Source organism: Nibrella saemangeumensis (genome assembly GCF_039541915.1).
Classification (GTDB): Bacteria; Bacteroidota; Bacteroidia; order Cytophagales; family Spirosomataceae; genus Nibrella; species Nibrella saemangeumensis.
Genome location: NZ_BAABHD010000010.1, coordinates 112,119 through 131,339, shown reverse-complemented (window position 1 = coordinate 131,339; position 19,221 = coordinate 112,119). Strand labels below are relative to the sequence as shown.

12 protein-coding genes are annotated in these 19,221 nt (G+C 52.8%); 2 read left to right on the top strand and 10 right to left on the bottom strand.

Annotation, left to right across the window (positions count from 1 at the left end; genetic code table 11):
- Positions 1 to 46 precede the first annotated feature (46 nt).
- Complete coding sequence (locus ABD949_RS05045) at positions 47 to 1,018, top strand: aldo/keto reductase (RefSeq protein WP_345241234.1); 972 nt, start codon at positions 47 to 49, stop codon at positions 1,016 to 1,018.
- 73 nt (positions 1,019 to 1,091) lie between these two features.
- On the opposite strand, the gene ABD949_RS05040 is transcribed toward ABD949_RS05045, so the two are convergent.
- Positions 1,092 to 1,721, bottom strand: a complete 630-nt coding sequence (locus tag ABD949_RS05040) for a pyridoxamine 5'-phosphate oxidase family protein (RefSeq protein ID WP_345241232.1) — start codon at positions 1,719 to 1,721, stop codon at positions 1,092 to 1,094.
- A gap of 88 nt (positions 1,722 to 1,809) precedes the next feature.
- Here ABD949_RS05040 and pdxR point away from each other — a divergent pair, with 88 nt between their 5' ends.
- Positions 1,810 to 3,282, top strand: a complete 1,473-nt coding sequence (gene pdxR, locus ABD949_RS05035) for a MocR-like pyridoxine biosynthesis transcription factor PdxR (protein ID WP_345241230.1) — start codon at positions 1,810 to 1,812, stop codon at positions 3,280 to 3,282.
- 64 nt (positions 3,283 to 3,346) lie between these two features.
- On the opposite strand, the gene ABD949_RS05030 is transcribed toward pdxR, so the two are convergent.
- From ABD949_RS05030 to ABD949_RS04990, 9 genes are all read right to left on the bottom strand, one after another.
- Entirely contained in the window at positions 3,347 to 4,054 is a 708-nt protein-coding gene (locus ABD949_RS05030; protein WP_345241228.1) for an SDR family oxidoreductase, read from the bottom strand.
- Between the two features lie 64 nt (positions 4,055 to 4,118).
- Positions 4,119 to 5,735, bottom strand: a complete 1,617-nt coding sequence (locus ABD949_RS05025) for a sodium:solute symporter (protein WP_345241227.1) — start codon at positions 5,733 to 5,735, stop codon at positions 4,119 to 4,121.
- Positions 5,736 to 5,830: 95 nt separating this feature from the next.
- The gene (locus ABD949_RS05020; RefSeq protein ID WP_345241225.1) at positions 5,831 to 6,583 is read right to left on the bottom strand and encodes a hypothetical protein; all 753 of its coding nucleotides are present in this window, start codon (positions 6,581 to 6,583) and stop codon (positions 5,831 to 5,833) included.
- Positions 6,584 to 6,659: 76 nt separating this feature from the next.
- Positions 6,660 to 8,195, bottom strand: coding sequence for a DUF1593 domain-containing protein (locus ABD949_RS05015; protein ID WP_345241223.1), 1,536 nt, complete (start codon positions 8,193 to 8,195; stop codon positions 6,660 to 6,662).
- Positions 8,196 to 8,369: 174 nt separating this feature from the next.
- Entirely contained in the window at positions 8,370 to 11,048 is a 2,679-nt protein-coding gene (locus ABD949_RS05010) for a permease prefix domain 2-containing transporter (RefSeq protein WP_345241221.1), read from the bottom strand.
- 47 nt (positions 11,049 to 11,095) lie between these two features.
- Complete coding sequence (locus ABD949_RS05005; protein WP_345241219.1) at positions 11,096 to 13,798, bottom strand: permease prefix domain 2-containing transporter; 2,703 nt, start codon at positions 13,796 to 13,798, stop codon at positions 11,096 to 11,098.
- Positions 13,795 to 14,133: a PadR family transcriptional regulator gene (locus tag ABD949_RS05000; protein WP_345241217.1), complete on the bottom strand. Its 339-nt coding sequence runs from the start codon at positions 14,131 to 14,133 to the stop codon at positions 13,795 to 13,797. The genes ABD949_RS05005 and ABD949_RS05000 overlap by 4 nt, the downstream gene beginning before the upstream one ends.
- Before the next feature lie 192 nt (positions 14,134 to 14,325).
- Entirely contained in the window at positions 14,326 to 14,814 is a 489-nt protein-coding gene (locus ABD949_RS04995) for an energy transducer TonB (protein WP_345241215.1), read from the bottom strand.
- 199 nt (positions 14,815 to 15,013) lie between these two features.
- Positions 15,014 to 19,102, bottom strand: coding sequence for a two-component regulator propeller domain-containing protein (locus ABD949_RS04990; RefSeq protein WP_345241213.1), 4,089 nt, complete (start codon positions 19,100 to 19,102; stop codon positions 15,014 to 15,016).
- Positions 19,103 to 19,221: the final 119 nt, after the last annotated feature.

The following is a 19,221-nucleotide window of genomic DNA, read 5'->3' as shown; positions in this document are numbered from 1 at the left end:
GTATTCCGGCCTCTTATCTCATCACTCTTAAACTCTAATTTAGAAAATGCAATATAGAACTTTTGGTCGTACCGGCTGGCAAGTAAGCGAAATTGGTTACGGTATGTGGGGGCTGGCGGGCTGGACCGGCTCCGATCAGGATGAAGTGTACAAAGCGCTGGAACTATCCGTAGAACGCGGCTGCAATTTTTTCGACACGGCCTGGGCCTACGGCGATGGTGTCAGCGAACAAATCCTGCGCGACTTGCTGAAGCGCCATGCCGGCAAGCGGCTGTATGCTGCTACCAAAATTCCACCTAAAAATCGGAAATGGCCGTCGAAGCCCCAGTTTTCGCTGGACGAGGTGTTTCCCGCTGATTACATCGTGGAATACACAGAAAAAAGCCTGAAGAATTTAGGCGTCGAAACCATCGACCTGCAACAGTTTCACGTCTGGGAAGACGGCTGGGCCGACCGCGATGAGTGGAAAGAAGCGGTGACTAAACTGACGCAGGAAGGCAAAGTCCGGGCGTGGGGTATCAGCGTCAACCGCTGGGAGCCGGATAACTGTCTGAACACGCTCCGCACCAACCTGATCGATGCCGTACAGGTGATCTACAACATCTTCGACCAGAACCCCGGAGATAACCTCTTCCCGCTCTGCCGCGAGATGAACATCGGCATTATCGCCCGCGTACCCTTCGATGAGGGCACACTGACCGGCACCCTAACCAAAGAAACGACGTTCCCCGCTGATGACTGGCGCTCGACCTACTTTGTCCCCGAGAACCTTAACGCCAGCGTTGACCATGCCGACGCCCTGAAGCCGCTGATTCCGCAGGGAATGACTATGGCCGAACTAGCGCTCCGATTCATCCTGAGCAATCCGGATGTGCATACGACCATCCCCGGCATGCGCAAAATCCGCAACGTCGAAGCCAACACCGCCACCAGCGACGGCAAAGGTCTTCCCGAGGAATTATTGGAAGAACTCAAAGGCCATCGCTGGGACCGAACCCCGACGGAGTGGAGCCAGTAGTTAGTAAGCAGCAGGCAGTTCTCAGTGGGCATATTGAGACGGTATTTTCTGCCTACTGAGATCTGCCTGCTGCTTACTTTAATAAGTACCCCGGCACTTCAACCCCCTCCCGCAGATTCGGGTCAGGAATGGGTGCGTGATAGGTCGTAGAAAGAGGTACAACGCCGGCCCAGTGGGGCAGATCAATATCTTCGGGATCATCGTTGACCCCGCCAGTGCGGATTTTGGCGGAAGCCTCTTCGATAGGTATGGCAATGACCATCGTTTTCTTCATTTCACTGGTGTTGGGCTGGCGCACGTCGGCCCAACGGCCGGGTACCAGATGCTCCGTAATGCGCTCCAAAGCCAGCCACCGCTCTTCTTCATCGGCCACCAATTGCGTTTTTCCAAACGCCACCACCGACCGGTAGTTTACAGAGTGGCTAAACGCGGAGCGGGCCAGCACCAGCCCATCAATCATTGTGACCGACACGCAAACATCTATGCCTTTGGCCAATTCCCGGAAGAAATGGCTGCCGACCGAACCGTGGATGTAGACCGTGTCGTCAATCCGGCAGTAAGCAGTCGGGATGGTGAATGGCTGCCCGTTCAGGACGTAGCTGACATGGCAGACGAGACCCTGATCCAGGATTGGGTAAATGGTTGTTGTGTCGTGAGAGCCGCGCTTAGGCAGACGGCTGAGTTTGGTGCGGGCGGTGAGCATGGAGAATAGTTGTTTTTACCTCCACAAATTTATTTCTTTACTGGACTACTGTAGGCTACCAGTTTTTATATAGCTAGTAGTCCAGATTATGCTTCCGTATAAAACACTTATTTTGCTGGATCGTCAGGCATCTACCTCGTTATCAACCCAAATTGGTAATGCGCTGATCCGTCACATCCGGCAAGGGGTACTGCCGGCCAACACCAAACTGCCCGGTAGCCGGGCTCTGGCCGAACTACTGGAGGTCCACCGCAAAACGGTCATTGCGGCTTACGATGACCTGACGGCACAGGGATGGCTCATCCAAAACCCAGCCCAGGGCACATTTGTCAGCAGTCAGTTACCGGACGTTACACCAAGGCCTATCGCCGAATCGCCTAAGCCGGGCCTGGCGCACCAAACCGGTTATTCATTTAAGCAGCAGAAGCATTTAGCGATTCCGGTCCTTAAACCCAGTTCAGCACTGACCTTCGACGATGGTTTTCCGGATGTGCGGCTGGCTCCTGTCGAGCAGTTGGCGCGCAACTACCGCAACATCCTGAAGCGGGGGTTTCAGAATCACCTACTGAATTATGCCGATACCAACGGTAGTTTCTTTTTCCGGCAGCAACTCGCCCGCTACCTTCAAGACAGCCGTGGGATTCCGGCCACGCCCGAGCATATTTTCACAACTCGCGGCAGTGTTATGGCAATTTACCTGCTGGCGCAGGTCCTGCTCACGCCCGGCGATGTAGTAGCCGTTGGGCAGACTAATTACCGGACGGCTAATCTGATTTTTATAGAACGGGGGACTACCCTCCTGCCAATCCCGGTGGATAATCAAGGCATCGATGTCGAGGCTTTAGCGGAACAATGCCGTCGACAGCCCGTCCGGATGGTGTACGTCACTCCGCACCACCATCATCCCACCACCGTTACGCTCAGCGCCGAGCGCCGGGTACGACTGTTGCAACTGGCGGAGGAATTTGGCTTTATCGTGCTGGAAGATGATTATGACTACGACTTCCACTACGCCAGCAGCCCGATTCTGCCATTAGCCAGCGCCGACTCGGCCGGTATGGTCGTCTATGTAGGCTCTTTTACCAAATCCATAGCCCCCGCCTTCCGGGTTGGGTACGTGGTCGCTCCGCCCAATCTGATCGAGGAACTTGGCTACCGGCGGCGCATCATCGACCGGCAGGGGGATACGGTTCTGGAGCAGGCCATTGCCGAAATGCTGGCGGAAGGTGATATTCAGCGACACCTCAAAAAAGCACAGAAGGTATACCACCAACGGCGGGATACCTTCAGCCAATTATTACGAGAAAATCTTGGTGATCGGGTGTCCTTCACCCTACCCGACGGCGGTCTGGCGGTTTGGGCGAAGTTTGCCCCTGATGTTAACCTCCCCGCTCTAGCCGCCCGTTGCCACCAACAAGGCCTGTCCATTAGCGACGGCCGCTTCTACCAACCTGACCAGCCGACCGTTCACCACACCCGGCTCGGCTTTGCCTCCCGAACTCCGGAGGAGATGCAGCGGGGTGTAGAGGTTTTAAAGTGGGCAGTAAGCAGTTATCAGTAAGCAGAAAATCGTATCATAACGCCGCTCCCCAAGTCTGCCTATTTAGAACTGCACACACTGCCTACTAATAATCCTGTTCCAGCGGATGAATCATCAGTTCGTCAATAACCACGTGGGTAGGTTGGGAGACGATGTAGTACAGCGCGTTGGCCATGTCTTTTTCCTTCAGCCAGTTTTGCGACGTTTCGTGGCCCTGTCCCTTAGCGTGAAAATGTGAATCGACGAGACCAGAATAAACACCACTGACTTTTATACCCAACGGACGAACCTCTTTCCGGAGAGCGCCCATAAAGGCCTCCTGGGCATACTTACTGGCAGTGTAGAGCGAGCCGCCCGCAAAGGTCCGCTTCGCTACGTCGGAGGCTACCACGATAATATGGCCTTCACCCTGCTCCTTCATAGCCGGCAAAGCGGCTTTGGTCAGCAGGAACGTACCTTTTACGTTGGTCGCCATCAGGGCATCCCACTCCTCAACGGTCAGTTCGTCTACATTCTTGAAGACCCCATAACCTGCATTATTAATCACAACGTCAATACGACCAAAGCGGTCCAGCGCCGTCTGCACCACCTGCTGCATATCCGCTTCGCTGGCAACATCGCCTGCTACGGCCACAATGCGGCCGCCCGATTGTTCTTCCAGCGTTTTCAACTCATCGGCACTCCGGGCCGTAGCTACTACCCTAGCCCCTTTTTCGGCTAACAGCAATGCTGTTGCCCGGCCAATGCCACGCGATGCACCGGAAATAATAATTACTTTACTTTCCAAATTCATTGTAAACTCTAGTTTAATTCAGCAAAGAAACGCAAAGCTGCTGTATGGTTACGGGTTATATGGCTTACCCCGTGAAACTCACCATAACCAGCACCACAATGGCGATAACGACCAGCGATCCGATCACATCCACGGCCGAGTAGGTAGCCCGGTTGGCCGCTTTTTGTTCCTCAGACAAAGACCCGAACGTCAGCCCTCTGACCTGCTCCTCTGTTGGTGCCGGAGTAAGCATACTTACCGTTACACAAACAATCACGCAGAACAGGAAAAACCAGGCGGCAAAGGTCAGGAAGTTGATACTGCCGAAGGCGGACAAAAAGCCATCAGGATCCAGGGAGCTGCGGCTCAGTTCTGAAACCAGTCGCACAGCTGCCACCAGCAGACCAATGATCAGCGTTGCCATAGCGCCCTGGCTGTTGATTCGCTTGAAGAAGATGCCCAGCAGAAACACCGCCGTAATGGGCGGAGCAATATACGACTGCACTGATTGCAGATACTCGTACAGCACGCCCGAGATATTCTGCATGATGGGAATCCAGGCAATACCCAGGAGCACAACAAAACCCGTAGCTACCCGGCCTACATTCACTAGTCGCGATTCCGGCGCATCCGGACGCAGCTTTTTGTAAATATCAACGGTAAACAGGGTAGAACAGGAATTAAAAATCGACGCCAGCGAGCTCATCAGCGCGGCCATCAGACCAGCCGCGACCAGCCCCCGCAAACCAGCCGGCATTTTGTTCATTAGCAGCGATGCAAAGGCCTGGTCGGGTGAATCCCAGCTCAGCTCACCTTTATTCTTCAGCGCCAGCGCCACAATACCGGGTATCAGAAAAAGAAATATCGGCAGCAGTTTCAGCAGACCACCGAAGATGGTACCGCGCCGGCCCTGCTGAATATTCCGGGCTGCCAACACCCGCTGCACAATGTACTGATCGGTACACCAGTACCACGTACCGACAATGGTGCTGGTCAGCACCAGCGGTAACCACGGAAAATCCGGATCGGAATTGGGCCGCCACATATTCAGGTAACCAGCGGGTAAGGCCTCCTTCACCCCGCTCCAGCCACCGGCCGACTGCACCCCGACGATCGTCAGCGTAGCCGCGCCAATCACCAGAATCACGGTCTGAATAGCTTCCGTATAAGCTACCGCCCGCATCCCCCCAAGAACCGTGTAGATACCCGTTAAGATAACGGTAATCAGCGCGCCAAACCAGAAATCGATGTTCAGTAGCGACGAGATCACAATACCACCGGCGTAGACCGTTACCGACACTTTGGTGAGGACGTAAGCCAGCAACGAAAAGATACTCAGGAACCAGCGGGTACTCGCGTTGAACCGGCGTTCCAGAAACTCGGGCATGGTAAATACCCCGCTACGGTAATAAAACGGCAGAAACACCCAGCCCAGGGTAATCACCAGCCAGGCATGGAGCTCGTAAATGAGCATGGGGATTTTTCCTCCGGCTCCGGCTCCGGCCAGTCCCACTACGTGTTCGGACCCAATGTTTGAGGCAAAAATAGACGCGCCGACTACAAACCAGCCCAGGTTTCGACCAGCAAGGAAGTAATCTTCAGTGTTTGATTGTTTGCGGGTTACAACCCAAACGGCAACAGCGGTTAGTATTAGGAAATAGGCTCCGATAACAACCCAGTCAAGGGTAGAAAATTGATTCATAGCATATATTTTCTTTGGGGTCCGAAATTACGTACAAAAGATTAATCTGATAATCCACTCTCTTTATAAATAATTGAGGAAAGACTTCCGGCCCGTCACCATACCCGGCTGGCAATAGCGTTGATCAGCATATTGATGAGCAGCGCGAGAAAAAACGAAAGGGCTACCGAAAAGACGGGGAGGAAAAATGCCTGTAGAAAGAAAAACGTGGTAAAGCCCAGCACCCCAATGAGCAGCCCCCGCAGGATCAGGATGGCGGCTCCGCTGCCCTGCAGGTGGTGCGTGAAGATTGCCAGCACGGAGGTCATAATGGGAAAGGGCGTCAGTATTCCGCTCCAGGCCGGTCCCAGCGTGTTGGCCAGCCACGTAACCGCTACCACAAACAGCGTGGCCACCAGCATCCGGAGCGGAATATCAAAAGGTAGCCGCCGGACCGGAGCCGATCGAAGGTGTGCCTTTGGAAAGTATCGGAGCGCCAGCACCGCGCTACTCATTGCCAGACCGTAACTTACCGGCAGGCTAATGTCAAAAAAGTTGATAAGCCAGGCCACGCCCACATAAACCAGATAGGAAATGGATACCGTGACCGGCCACTGCCGGGCTGGGGCCAGTCGGGCGTAGGTATACGTAAAGCAGACCCAGGCAATTATGCCCGTCAGGATGCCATGTACCGACTGAATACCAAACGCTTTGCCCTGCTCCAGAATAAAAAACAGCAGGATTGGCCCTGCCACCCACGGCAGACTGGCAATCAGTCCACCCACTTTGTTGCCCCACCGACGGCTGACCAGCGTTACCAGGCCAATCGCCAGGGGCATCAGGGTAATTTTAAATAAAAATGGATTCATTAAAAAAGCGCTTCGCCCATCCGCAAGAGCCTGCCGGATGGGCGAAGGTACGCATATCAGCCATTAAACGCCACTGTTACCGGGCAGCTACCGGCTTGGGCAACTCCTTCACAATTTTGGCAACCACACGCTGGTAGCGGGTTAAGGCCGGTGTGCGGGAATCCGTTACTTCGAGAATAATATGGATCGTTTGCCAGAGAGGAGCATCTTCGGGTAGATAGAAATACGCTTTCGGTTTATCGGCGTTCACAATTCGTATTTTCTTCTCATACCCATCTACCTCCTCGTACTGCCACCACCGGTAGGTGAGGGCATCCCCGTCGGGGTCGGTGGCCGAAGCGCTGAGGTTAACCCGCCCGCCGGGCTTCACCAGCACGTCCGGTTCATGCGTCAGCGTCACCACCGGCGGATGATTGGCTTCTTTATAGTCCTGCACGCACCAGTCGGCCCGGGCGGCAAAGTCGTTCTGGATGGCGTTGATCCAGCGGGTCTGCGGATAGGCGGTATCCTCCTGCTTGGTGTAGGGGTTAAGATCGGCTACAGCTTTGCCGTCTTCCCAGCGGAATTTGTTCTTTGGCGAGCGCAACAGCCGTCCACCCCACCCGCCAAAGGCCGGGTTCTCCAGGCTGCGCAAGCCAACATCGAGCAACGAAAGAAAAGCCGGTGAATCCCCTTCGGAGAGGAAGTCATACTGACTCCGTCCGGCTTTTTCGGCTTCTTCCATACTCCCCTGCGTGTGCTCCTGATCATTGAGCACCTGCTCACCATCACCCCATAAATAATACCCTTCCAGCAGTGGGCCATGCTTGAACTTTATGTTTTCGGCAAACCATTTACCACTCAGCGAAGCCTGTAGTTCGGCCGGTACGGTCTTGGGCCAGCCATAGGCCAGGCTCCCGAACTGAGTGGTATTATACATGACCTTTATCTGCGGCCAGTTCGGAGCAATGTATTTCCGATACGTAGCATCCTGGTCGAGAATCGTGTAGAGAACGGCTTTACCAGATACCTTTTTGGCTATTTCCGGCCACTCGGGTTTACCCTTATACTCTTCCTCAATGGATTTTAAGGCACGCGCCACGGTGTTGGTGCCGCCCCAGATTTGCAGGTATACCGGACCCGGATTGTTGTCGAGCAGGACCTTTTTAATAAAGTCTGACCCTTCAGTAGTCTTGCTCATTTCTCCCTCAAACTCAATGTTTCCGACCTTTATCATCTCCATCAGATGATCGGGAGCCGGATACCCCTTGTCGTGCTTTACCAGGTTATTGTAAACCTTCTCGTACTTCATAATGCAATCCTGCAGCCAGGTGGTACCGGGCCACCGCAGCTCGGTCCGCTCACCATAGAGCTTGGCGGTATTCGGCATTTCGGAGGTAAACGCTGTACCGTTGCCATCGCCGGCGTAATGCCACTGCGAACTGCTGTACACCAGTCCTACAATATCCAGTTCGTTGCTGTAGAGCAGGAGCCGGATAAACGAGTTAACGTCGTCGGCTTCACCATCGGTGGTAATAATGGTACGGGGTTTGGCGGGTTGCGGCTGGGCTGTTGCTGTGAATTGGGACAGTACAGCCAGTAGGCTAATAAAAAGTAAATGTTTCTTCTGCATCGCTTTCACATAGTTGAGATGTCAGCCCAAATATGTGAAATAGGTCTAGTACTAACGTATACCGTATAATAAGTAAACGAACCTTTACGATACATTTACATATCATCGTTTACAAAAGCTGGCAGGATAAAACTACACGTTATACCGCTAGCCTTACTTCGAACAGGATACCTATCACTCACTACGTAAGCTCTTCACGGGGTTCGCCAGGGCCGCTTTTACGGTCTGGAAACTGACGGATAGCAGCGCAATCAGGATAGCCGCCAGCCCCACACCGGCAAAGACCCAGCCACTGAGTTCGATGCGAACAGCGTAATTATTCAGCCATTGCTGCAGGCCAAAGCCAGCGAGTGGTAATGCAATAGCTAAGGCGATCAGTACCAGTTTAACAAAGTCCCGCGACAGCAGCAGAACAATACCGAAGATACTCGACCCTAGTATTTTACGAATTCCAATTTCCTTGGTACGTTGTTCAATGACCAGAATCGCAACGGCAAACAAACCGATGAAGGACAGCAGAATAGCAATGCCGGCAGCCAGGCTGAATATCTGAGAGAGCTGGGTTTCATTCTGGTACCATTCCGCTACGTTCTCGTTCAAAAAAGAACCCATAAACTCCGATTGGGGGGCTACCTCACGCCAGACCTGTTTGATCCGGTCCATCGATCGCATGAGGTCATTCGGTGCCACCCGGACAAACACGTACCGGATGGGTTCCGTGGCGGAGAGATGTATGGTAATCGGCCGGGCTTTGTCGGCCACCGAGTACAGTTGAAAATCGGACACAACGCCAATGATCTGCGATTTGGTGCCGGTCGTATCTGAGTCGTCGCCCAGCAGGGTACCAACCAGATTTTTTTCGCCGATCAGTTTGGCCATGCTTTCGGTCACAATTATCCGATTGGCGGAATCGGCAGGATACGCCGGGCTGAAATCCCGTCCGGCCAGCATGTTGATGTTGAGTGTTTTGAAATAATCGTAATCAACCAGCAGCATATCGGTAGAGACTTGCCGGCCCTTGTAGGTGAAGCCGAGCACCGAGCGCGACATTACCCGGTCTTTACCCCTGCCCAGATTGACACCCGCACCCGTAATGGTCAGCACCGCGGGATCATTAGCCAGTCGGTTGCGTAAGCGCTGCAACACCTGCCGCCCGTTTACCTGCTCACCAACCGGAATGCTGATAATCTGTTCGGTATCAAACCCTACCGGGCTTCGCTGTAGATGATTGACCTGCTGCATGGCGACAACGGTACAGCAGATGAGCAGGCTCGACAGGCTGAATTGCGTAACGATAAGCGCATTCCGCAACACGCCGGGCCGTTTCATAGACACTTTGCCTTTCAGTACCTCCACGGTATTTAATTTCGCCATCTGCCAGGCTGGGTAGCCGCCGGCCAGCAAGGTGACCAAGATAAAAAGACCGATAATCAGTCCGATAAATCCTGGTTGAAGGGCGTAAGCTAAATCCAGTTTGGCTCCGAACACGGCATTAAAAGCCGGCAGGAATAAGTAAGCCAGCAACGCCCCCAGCGCGAAACCAAAAAAACAAATCAGCGTCGACTCTCCCCAGATCTGAACAAACAACTCTCCTCGAAGCGCTCCCAGCGATTTACGAACCCCAACTTCCCGGGCGCGTTTGAAGGAGCGGGCTATACTCAGGTTGATGAAGTTGATGCAGGCAATCAGCAGAATGAAGGCTACCATACCCAGCAGCACATAGACCACCGCCACCGGCGTACCTTTCTGATCCGCCGACTTCCGGTCAAAGTGAATATCAGTTAGTTTATCCAGACGTAGCGCGAATACATCGCCACAGGAGTCTGGCCGTGCCCCTTTGGATTTCAGTTCTTTCTGCCGGTCAGGAAAGTATTTGGCAGTGAACGCTTTGAACCGCTCTTCCAGAGCAGACTGGTCTACGTTCGCTGCCGTCTTTACAAAAACCGGGTATGAATTATCGCTCCAGTTAGCTTTGCTACCAGCGTAAGCGGGTAGGTTTTCGATGCGGATCAGTGCATCAAAATGAATGGTTGAGTTAGTCGGTGCCTCCCTGGCAATACCGGTAACTATATACTCTTTCGGCTGGCCGTTGCTGTGGATGCGAATGTGTTTACCCATGGGTTCGCTACGCCCAAAGATATTTTCGGCCATACGCTCGCTCAACACCACGCTGCTCAACTCGCTCAGGGCGGTTTCCCGGGTACCCTTTATAAGTGGAAAAGAGAATAGCGTCAGAAAATCCGGATCAACCGCCGTGACAATTTTGTCGAGGTACTTTCCGTCGTACTCTGCCGAATTCTTTATGGTCAATACACGGGTGACGGCCTCCAGTTCGGGGAACTCGGCTTTCAGGGCCGGTTGCAGAGGCAGAGGCATTGCCCCCGTTTTGGTAGGTTGTTCCGGATCGTTGGCAAAGGAATACACCTTGAAAATACGGTCTGCGTCCTCATGGAACGAATCGTAGGTCAGTTGCAGATAGGCCGTCAGGAACAGAAAGACGCTGATACAGAAGGCTGCGCCCAAACCCACCACGTTGATGGTGGCATATTCTTTACTTTTCCAGAGATGCCGGAAGGCGATTTTGACATAATTGCGTAGCATATCGGTAAAATTTAGGTATGGATAGTCAGCTTGTTTACGCCGGATAGCAAAGGGCCGGACAAACCCCAGCACATCCCGCCAGTAGCGCCATCGGGCCCGGCGTGTACCTATCAGGTCGACCTGATAGGCAAACTCTTCGTGCAAATCACCCTGTAAGGCTTCCAGCAGGTGCGGAGCCACAAACCATTCCAGCAGCCGGTCGGCTACGCGTGGAGGCTCATGGCGGGGTTCGGGCGTTCCGGTGCGAGTCATGGCGAATTTTGTTATTCTTGATTCGAGTAAGTTGCCCCAACTCGAATTTACTCACTCCTTAAACTCTTCACCGGGTTTGTCAGCGCGGCCCGGATACTCTGGAAGCTGACGGTGAGCAAGGCAATACCCGTTGCCAGCAGCCCCGCCAGCGCGAACACCCACCACTCAATGTTTACCTTGTAGGCAAAGTCCTGCAGCCATTGGTCGGTCGCGTACCAGGCAATGGGCGAGGCAATACCAATGGCGACGACAACCAACTTGACAAAATCAGCCGATAGTAAGGTAACGAGGCTCGCAACTGACGCCCCCAGCACCTTGCGGATACCGATCTCTTTGGTCCGCTGCTCAGCCGTGAATATAGCCAGTCCAAACAGGCCCATGCACGAAATCAGGATAGCAACGGCGGTCGCGGTGTTAACGAGTTGAGACGTTTTCTGATCCTTCTCATACAAGCGGGCAATCGAATCATCGAGAAAAGTAAACGCAAACTTCTCGTCAGGATATACGGCTTGCCAGGCTTTTTCAATGGCGGCTAAGGTAATCTTGGCGTCGCTTAGCTGCCGGCCTTTGGTGGTCAGCTTCACAGCTATGTTCCTCGATAAGTTCGGAATGTAGGCGATGAAGGTAGACTGAATGGGCCGGTGTAGTGTTTCCTCGTGAAAGTCGGCGACCACCCCAGCAATAGGGTAATCTTTACCGTTGAAATTTAAGAGTTTACCGACTGCCTCGGCGGGTTGCTTAAAGCCGAGCGCTTTGGCATAGGTCTGGTTTATGATTAGTTCCCGAAGTGTATCGGTGGGCATAAAGTTACGCCCGGCAACTAACCGCAGTTGATAAAGCGGAATGAAGTTTTCGTCGCCAACCTTAGCCGATACGTCGGTTTCGATTTCCGTAGCGCCCTTGTACTTAAGTTTTGTGAGCATATAGCCCTCTCCCATCGGCGGAAACCATTGCATAGCCACCCGGTCAATACCGGAAAGCTGCCTGATTTTCTGCGCAAGTACTGCACTTTTGTCATCGTGCGGGGTATCAATCAGGACAATGGCGTCGGTCGAGAAACCCAGATCTTTATCACGTATAAAATTAAGCTGGCGACTAACCATGATGGTTCCAATAATAAACACCAGTGATACCGTAAACTGAAAAACGATTAATCCCTGACGCAGGTAACTTTTCTGGTTACCCATTAGTCCGGAATGACCTTTCAACGCATGGGCGGGCTGACGGGCCGATAAAATCCAGGCAGGATAGAAGCCAGAGAGCAGGGTAGTGATTAGGATTATGGCTAGCAGGAAAAGCAGGATCGGCGGATTAAATACCATGAATACAAGGCCCTTGGGAATAAACGCCTGATAAGCTGAAAGAACCGGTTTAGTCAGCAACAGGGCGATGCCAACAGCCAGTATCGTCAGAATAAACGTTTCACTGATAAACTGTGCAAGCAGGCTTATCCGACTGCCCCCTAGCACTTTACGCATCCCTACCTCCCGGGTTCTATGTACCGATTGAGCAGTAGCCAGGTTGATAAAGTTGATGGCCGCAATGAGCAGAATGAATACCGCCACCCCCATTAGGCCATAGAGCGTTGGCAGATGTGCCTTTCTTGAATAATTATCCTGATAGGCGGCATTAAAGTGAAGATCTGCGAGCGGTTGTAGTACTGGTACGATACGGAAGTCTCCAGTTCCCTGCTTTGGTCCAAAATGTTTTTGGGAAAAGGCAAATAACCGGGCGTTAACATCGGAGGGCACGGCACCTTTATCCAGCTTCACAAATACTTGCGAAGCCGACCAGATATCATTCCACTCATCGAGGTTGATTTCCCGCTTAAGTAAACTAGCGCGAATGGTGGCGGCCGAAATAAAGTCGGTAAAGGTAAAATCGGTGTTGAGCGTCCATTCCTTCACAATGCCGCTCACCGTCGTCCGAACAGAATCGCGGTAGATCACCTCCCGACCCAGCATGGAAGTAAGCGGAATATCACCGAAATATGTACGGGCTTTTTGCTCCGACAGTACCACCTTAAACGGGTCGTTAAGAGCGGTTTGAGGGTTGCCAGCCAGCCATTCGTACCGAAAAATATCGAAGTACTGCGGTTCGGCAAGGATGATTTGCGCCTGGTCTGTTCCCAAGGTTTTTTCGTCGAAACGATTCATTTCCTGCGTACTATCGGGAACAAGAACGTGAGAGCTTAGATTGTGAAAAGCCGCCACCGTCTCCAGTCCAGGTATCTCTTCCCGAATGGCTTTGGGGGTTGCCCGTGGTATGAACCCTATAAGCTGGTCATCGATGGACTTACCCATTCTGGCCTTTCCTACGACCCGGTAAATACGTTCACTGTCCGGGTGAAAGGTATCAAAACTTAGCTCAAAGCTGGTAATGACATAGATTACCAGACAAGCTGTTACCCCTATCGTAAGCCCCAACAGGTTAATGAGCGTACTAACCCGATGTTTGGCAAGATTTCGGAAAGCTGTTCTCAGATAATTTTGAAGCATGGCAGGATTAAGGAGAAATGGTTGTGGATATTCGTTTCGTTTACGCTTGATGGCAAAGGGCCGAACAAACCCCAGCACATCCAACCAGTAACGCCAGCGGGCTCTTCGCTCACCAACGCGTTCAACCTGGTAGGCAAACTCCTCGTGAAGATCTCCCTGTAGGGCTTCCAGCAGGTGCGGAGCACAAAACCATTCCAGCAGTCGGTCGGCCGAACGTGGGGGTTGGGGCATTTTATGAGTAGACTTGCTCATAGGCTGGTGGCGAGTTTAGGGTTAGCAGGTACCGCACTCCACAACTGCGCCCGCACAGCCTTAATGTCCTGTAACGTGCGGTAACCGTAAGCCGTCGCCGTGAACAATAGTTTCCGACGACCACCACGCTCCGGAGTCGGGTCGCCAAGCCGTGAGGCCACCATACCTTTCTCTTCCAGGCGATGCAAGGCCCCGTGTACCTGGTTGAGCCGCACCGAGCGGTCGGTTTCCTCGTTTATCTTATGGGTGAGGGCAACGCCATAGGCCTCCCCGTCCATACTCGCTACCAGCAGCAGCACAATTTCTTCAAACTCGCCTAAGTAGGTCCGTTTCATGGGTCTAGCATATAATTCAATTTTGCTGAGCAAATACATTGCCAATTGCAGGCAAACGTCTCAGCCGCTCAGAAATGAGATTTTACTCAGTATGCACAACAGCTGATTGTCCGTTTGCGGACGACGGGTGTACGCCTTAGGACAGCAGAAAATAGTCCTAAGTGAAGTAAGAAATAGCGTAGTGGGACCCGGTTAGTCGACCCGAAACGTGATTGGCAGTATCATCAGACTGGCAACCGCCGACCCGGCCCGGTGCGCCGGATACCACCGGGGCATCTGCTCCACGGCCTGTATGGCAGCCTGGTCAAGCAAGGTCCCGGCTGATCGTACCACCCTAACCTCGCACAGTTCTCCGGTAGCCATCACCCGGCACTGCACCAGTACAGTACCTTCGCGCTGGCTCATCCGCGCCTGACGGGGGTATAGGTCTAGCTGTTTCAAATAACGCTGCAGGGCTTGCTGACCACCCGGAAAGAACGGCGCATTTGTATTGGGAGCATAGTCGGTCAACGGTTGCGGAGCCTGCACCGACGCAGGCTCCGCAGGCATTTCCAATGAGGAGGATAGTTTGTCTTTTTCTACATGATGGGCAAGCTGGGCAAACGTTTGAAAACAGATACTCATCAGGCAGAAGGTAGCTGGCAACAGAAAGCGAAGCAGGGATTTGCAGGGGCTGTTCATAACGATAAAGAGGGGTGTTTAGTACCGAATTGAGTAGTGTTAATTACTCCTGCAAGTACCGCGTAATTTTACCTGAGCGCTAACCTTCTCGTTTCATTGATTAACAGACACGTTACACCGGCGTAAAAAAAGTCCGGTTTCCCGGACTTGCTGTAGAAGTTACCCTAAAATTCTCTGCGCACCGGCGGAGGACAACAACTTACCCAGACGATGCCGTGGCCCTGGCGTATTCGGAAGGCAATTTCCCGTACTGTTCCTGAAACATTTTGGCAAAATACGAGAGGTTGGCAAAGCCAACGGCATAAGCTACCTGCGTTACACTTTGATTGCCCGTCCGCAGGAATTCGGCAGCCTTTGCCAGCCGGATGTATCGTATAAAGTCGGTCGCGGTCGTGTTAGTAAGCGCTTTTAGCTTACGGTGGAGTTGCACCCGACTCAGGTTAACGCTCTCGGCCAGGTTCTCAACGCTAAAATCGGCATTGTCGAGGTGGGCCAGTACAGCCGCCGTAAGCCGGTCAAGAAACTGCTGTTCGGCCGCAAGCCGCACCGGCCCGGCAGGTTCCGGTACAGAGACTGCCTCCGGCACTTTTACCGCAAAGCGCTGGTACAGCCGCCGGCGCTGCTCAATCAGATTGCGCACCCTGGCCTGCAGCTCGGCCTGGTGAAAGGGCTTGGTCAGGTAATCGTCAGCACCTAGTCCGAACCCTTCAATGCGGTCCTCAACGGCCGCTTTAGCGGTAAGCATAACCACCGGTATATGGCTGGTGACCTCCTGCGTTTTCAGCGCTTTACAGAACCCAAAGCCATCCAGTCGAGGCATCATTAAATCACAAATAATGATGTCGGGCAGACTGTCGGTCGCGGTCGCTAAACCGGCCTGACCGTCCTCCGCTTCCACAACGCGGTAATCTGCTTCAAAAATACTTCGTATATAGGCCCTCATATCGGCATTATCGTCGATTATGAGCATGATGTTTTCTGTAGCCGGCACCGGTGCCGGACCAGCAGCCGGAGGGGCCTGGAACAGGACAGACTCAGGGAACGCGCTCACCGGAGGAGGAGTTGGTTGAAGGTCAGTCTGCGACCATTCTATAGGCAGACTGACGGTAAAGATAGTACCAACCCCCTCTGCGCTGGATGCCTGTATCGTTCCCCCCAGCACCTTCACCAGTTCACTCGTCAGCGCCAGCCCGATACCCGTACCTTCGTAGTACCGGCTGACTTCACCGTTAATCTGGTAGAATCGATCAAAAATGTGTACCAGATGCTGATTAGCCATACCAATGCCGGTGTCCTCAACGGTAACCTGCATCATCCCCGGCGAACCGGCAGGCGGGTAGTATACCGCCATCCGCACCTGATTTCCGGAGAGAGTGAATTTAAGGGCGTTCGACAGCAGGTTGGTTATTATTTTCTCCAGCTTATCTCGGTCAAACTCTGCCCAGATCGCAGGCTCGTTCTGGGTAAAGGTGAATTGAATCTGGCGACTTTCGGCCAGAGAGGCAAACGACCCGGCCACCGTTTGACAGAAAGCCGCCAAATCTCCACGCTCCGGTTCGGACCTGAGCTGCCCGGCTTCCAGCTTATTCAAATCAAGAATCTGGTTGATCAGACTCAGCAGGCGGTTCGCATTACGCTGGATCAGCGGAAACCGTTTATCCTGCGCATACTCCTGAACAATCTGCTCCATTGGTCCAAGAATCAGTGTAAGTGGCGTACGAAACTCGTGGGAGATATTGGCAAAAAACTGCGTCTTCAGCTTGTCTAACTCAGCCAGCCGGCCAGCCTCTTTTTGCTCGTAAACGACCTGCTGCTGCAGGAGCAGCCGCTGCATCTGAAACCGGTACAACTGCCAGCCGCTCACTGATAGTACAAGCATATAGACCAGATAGGCCCACCACGTGCGGTAAAACGGCGGATGTATCCGGATCTGTAGTTCAACCGGATTACTCCACACACCGCCATCGGCCGAACCACTCATTTGAAGCGTATAATCGCCGGGATCCAGTTGCGCATAGTTAGCAAACCGGTTAGTACCAGCGTCTATCCACTCGTCATCAACTCCTTTCAGCCGGTAGCGGTAGTGGTTCTTGGCGGGATTGGCAAAATCCATTACGCCGAATTCAAACGTCAGCAGGTTCTGGTTGTACGCCAGATTGAGCGTGCGGGTATACTCGATGCCGGTGTTCAGCAGGTTGTTGGCCTGCCCTACCTCAACCGGTTTGTTATTAACTTTCAACCCAATAATAATGGCAGCGGGTTTATTCTGATTTGACCCTGTAATATCGCGGACCCGAAACGCCGTCAGGCCATTTACCCCCCCAAACAGCAGTTCTCCAGCACTGGATTTAAAGTAGGAGGCCGTGTTGAATTCATCATCCTGCAGCCCATCTGCTTTTGTATAGGCCTGAAATGTCAGAGTCTTTGGGTTAAGCTGAGCAAGGCCCCGGTTGGTACTCATCCACAGATTGTTGCGTTCATCAACCAGTATGCCGTACACGACTTTGTTGGGCAGTCCATGCGCTTCCGTGAAGTGATCAAACTCGCCGGTTTGCTTGTTCAGCCGCTCCAGCCCACCGCCTTTAGTCCCTATCCAGAGGTAACGATCGGGCTGATGAGGATCGTCGATGACACTTAGCACAAAATCGTTGCTCAGACTCCGACGGTCCGATTTTGAATTCCGGTAGATGGTGAAGGCAGGTTTGGTCCGAGGGTTTACCACCTTAATGAGCCCCTTTTGCGTACCGAGCCAAAAGGTCTCCTGCCGGTCCTGATACAAGGCATAGGTCTCCACATCGGCACCGCCAAGGGGCAGTATCGCTTTATAGCTGAACACCTCAAAGGTTTCCTGCTCCGGTTTAAAGCGCAGCAGGTGCCCGTTGGTGGCGCCAATCCAGAGATTACCGTCCCGGTCTACGATCGTCTGATTTCCGTAAAAACCAAACCTACTTCCTCCCGGCAGCGGGTATTTTTTCAGCAACTGCCAGTTTGTTGAGAATTTAAATAAATGCTGCTCATTCGTTTCAAAATGGACGTTAGACACCCAAAATATTCCCTGGCGGTCCTGAATCAGATAGCGCTGCCGTCTGTCGGCTTCGGGCAGGGTATTGCTCAGAAAAGGCACCATCCGGTTAGTAGCCCGGTCGAGTTGAGCGTATGCAAACTGGTAACGTATATAGGTTCGTCCCTGCTGGTCTGTGTACAGGCTGGAGAGTGTGGTACCGGGCAGGTATACCCGAAATTGTTTGACTTTTGGGTTGAACTTCCGGAGCCCGTACCCGCTCGTGCCCAGCCAGAGATTACCGGTTCTGTCTTTTAATATACTTGTGACCGTATACACCCCGGAAGGAATTACCGAGTAGGCGTTCCGGATGGTCAGGCTATCCTGCCGGAAGAGTTCGGCGGGCGACATCAGCCACAGAAAATGTGGAGTGGCAACGGCTACCGTTTGCGTGTCGATGGCTTTTATCCGGACCGAAAAGTTCTTTTGTTCGGGCAGGGCAATAGGCTTCTGTTTACCCTGATACCAGCCAATGATCTTATCGCTGCCGGACGCAAAGCGATAGCCCTGCCTACTATCTTCGTATACGGCGTGAAGATCTAAAAATTCAGCAGCGAACAGGAGTCTCTTAGCATTGGCCGGGTGTCGCCAGTTGATTGAAAAAACGCCATTGGTAGTGCCCACCAACGCTGAGCCATCGGAATGAAAATTGAGGTAATGCGTCAGTCGATTCTTGGCTACGCCGGCATCAACCAGCGATACATACCGGATCTGCACCTGCCGGGTAATATCTGGATCTCTGGGAAAGTGCTCCCGCCATGAATCGGGCAAGGTGACCCGGAACAACTTGTTTTCATCGGTACCCACCCAGATGTTACCGTCGGGATCTTCGGCCAGCAGTGTGATCTCGTAATTGCTATCACTGGAGGCCAGTTGGTCGCTGATGTCAATATGGTAAAACCGCTGGCTCCGGTCGTCGAACAGATTGAGGCCTTTGTTGCTTGTACCGACCCAAAGGCGCTGGTGCCGGTCGATCAGCAGAGCCGAACAGGAATTTTCCGATAGGCTGTAGGCATTGTAGGGGTCATGCGTGAAAACTTTAAAATTATAGCCATCGTAGCGGTTCAGACCGTCTTTAGTGCCAATCCAGATGAAGCCGTGCCGGTCCTGCCGGAGATCGAATACCATGCCTTGTGACAAACCGTCGGAAATGGTGAGTTCCTGCCAGCCTTTCGGTTGAGCCAGCGATATAAATGGCAAAAGTATCAGTACGTAGAAAAAGCGCATGCTGCTATCGTTAACCATATACCTTTTACCCAATTGGCTTAAATATAGCCTTTATCCTGGTACGACGAACGCCTGTGTAATGTGAGTGTCATAAGGTTGTATTCAGCGTGGTAGCACGA

Bases quoted from the DNA above. Each gene is read 5' to 3' on its own strand.
- ABD949_RS05040 (WP_345241232.1), bottom strand. From the start codon at position 1,721: ATGCTCACCGCCCGCACCAAACTCAGCCGTCTGCCTAAGCGCGGCTCT.
- pdxR (WP_345241230.1), top strand. From the start codon at position 1,810: ATGCTTCCGTATAAAACACTTATTTTGCTGGATCGTCAGGCATCTACC.
- ABD949_RS05020 (WP_345241225.1), bottom strand. From the start codon at position 6,583: ATGAATCCATTTTTATTTAAAATTACCCTGATGCCCCTGGCGATTGGC.
- ABD949_RS05015 (WP_345241223.1), bottom strand. From the start codon at position 8,195: ATGCAGAAGAAACATTTACTTTTTATTAGCCTACTGGCTGTACTGTCC.
- ABD949_RS04995 (WP_345241215.1), bottom strand. From the start codon at position 14,814: ATGAACAGCCCCTGCAAATCCCTGCTTCGCTTTCTGTTGCCAGCTACC.
- ABD949_RS05045 (WP_345241234.1), top strand. From the start codon at position 47: ATGCAATATAGAACTTTTGGTCGTACCGGCTGGCAAGTAAGCGAAATT.
- ABD949_RS05030 (WP_345241228.1), bottom strand. From the start codon at position 4,054: ATGAATTTGGAAAGTAAAGTAATTATTATTTCCGGTGCATCGCGTGGC.
- ABD949_RS04990 (WP_345241213.1), bottom strand. From the start codon at position 19,102: ATGCGCTTTTTCTACGTACTGATACTTTTGCCATTTATATCGCTGGCT.
- ABD949_RS05000 (WP_345241217.1), bottom strand. From the start codon at position 14,133: ATGAAACGGACCTACTTAGGCGAGTTTGAAGAAATTGTGCTGCTGCTG.
- ABD949_RS05005 (WP_345241219.1), bottom strand. From the start codon at position 13,798: ATGAGCAAGTCTACTCATAAAATGCCCCAACCCCCACGTTCGGCCGAC.
- ABD949_RS05010 (WP_345241221.1), bottom strand. From the start codon at position 11,048: ATGACTCGCACCGGAACGCCCGAACCCCGCCATGAGCCTCCACGCGTA.
- ABD949_RS05025 (WP_345241227.1), bottom strand. From the start codon at position 5,735: ATGAATCAATTTTCTACCCTTGACTGGGTTGTTATCGGAGCCTATTTC.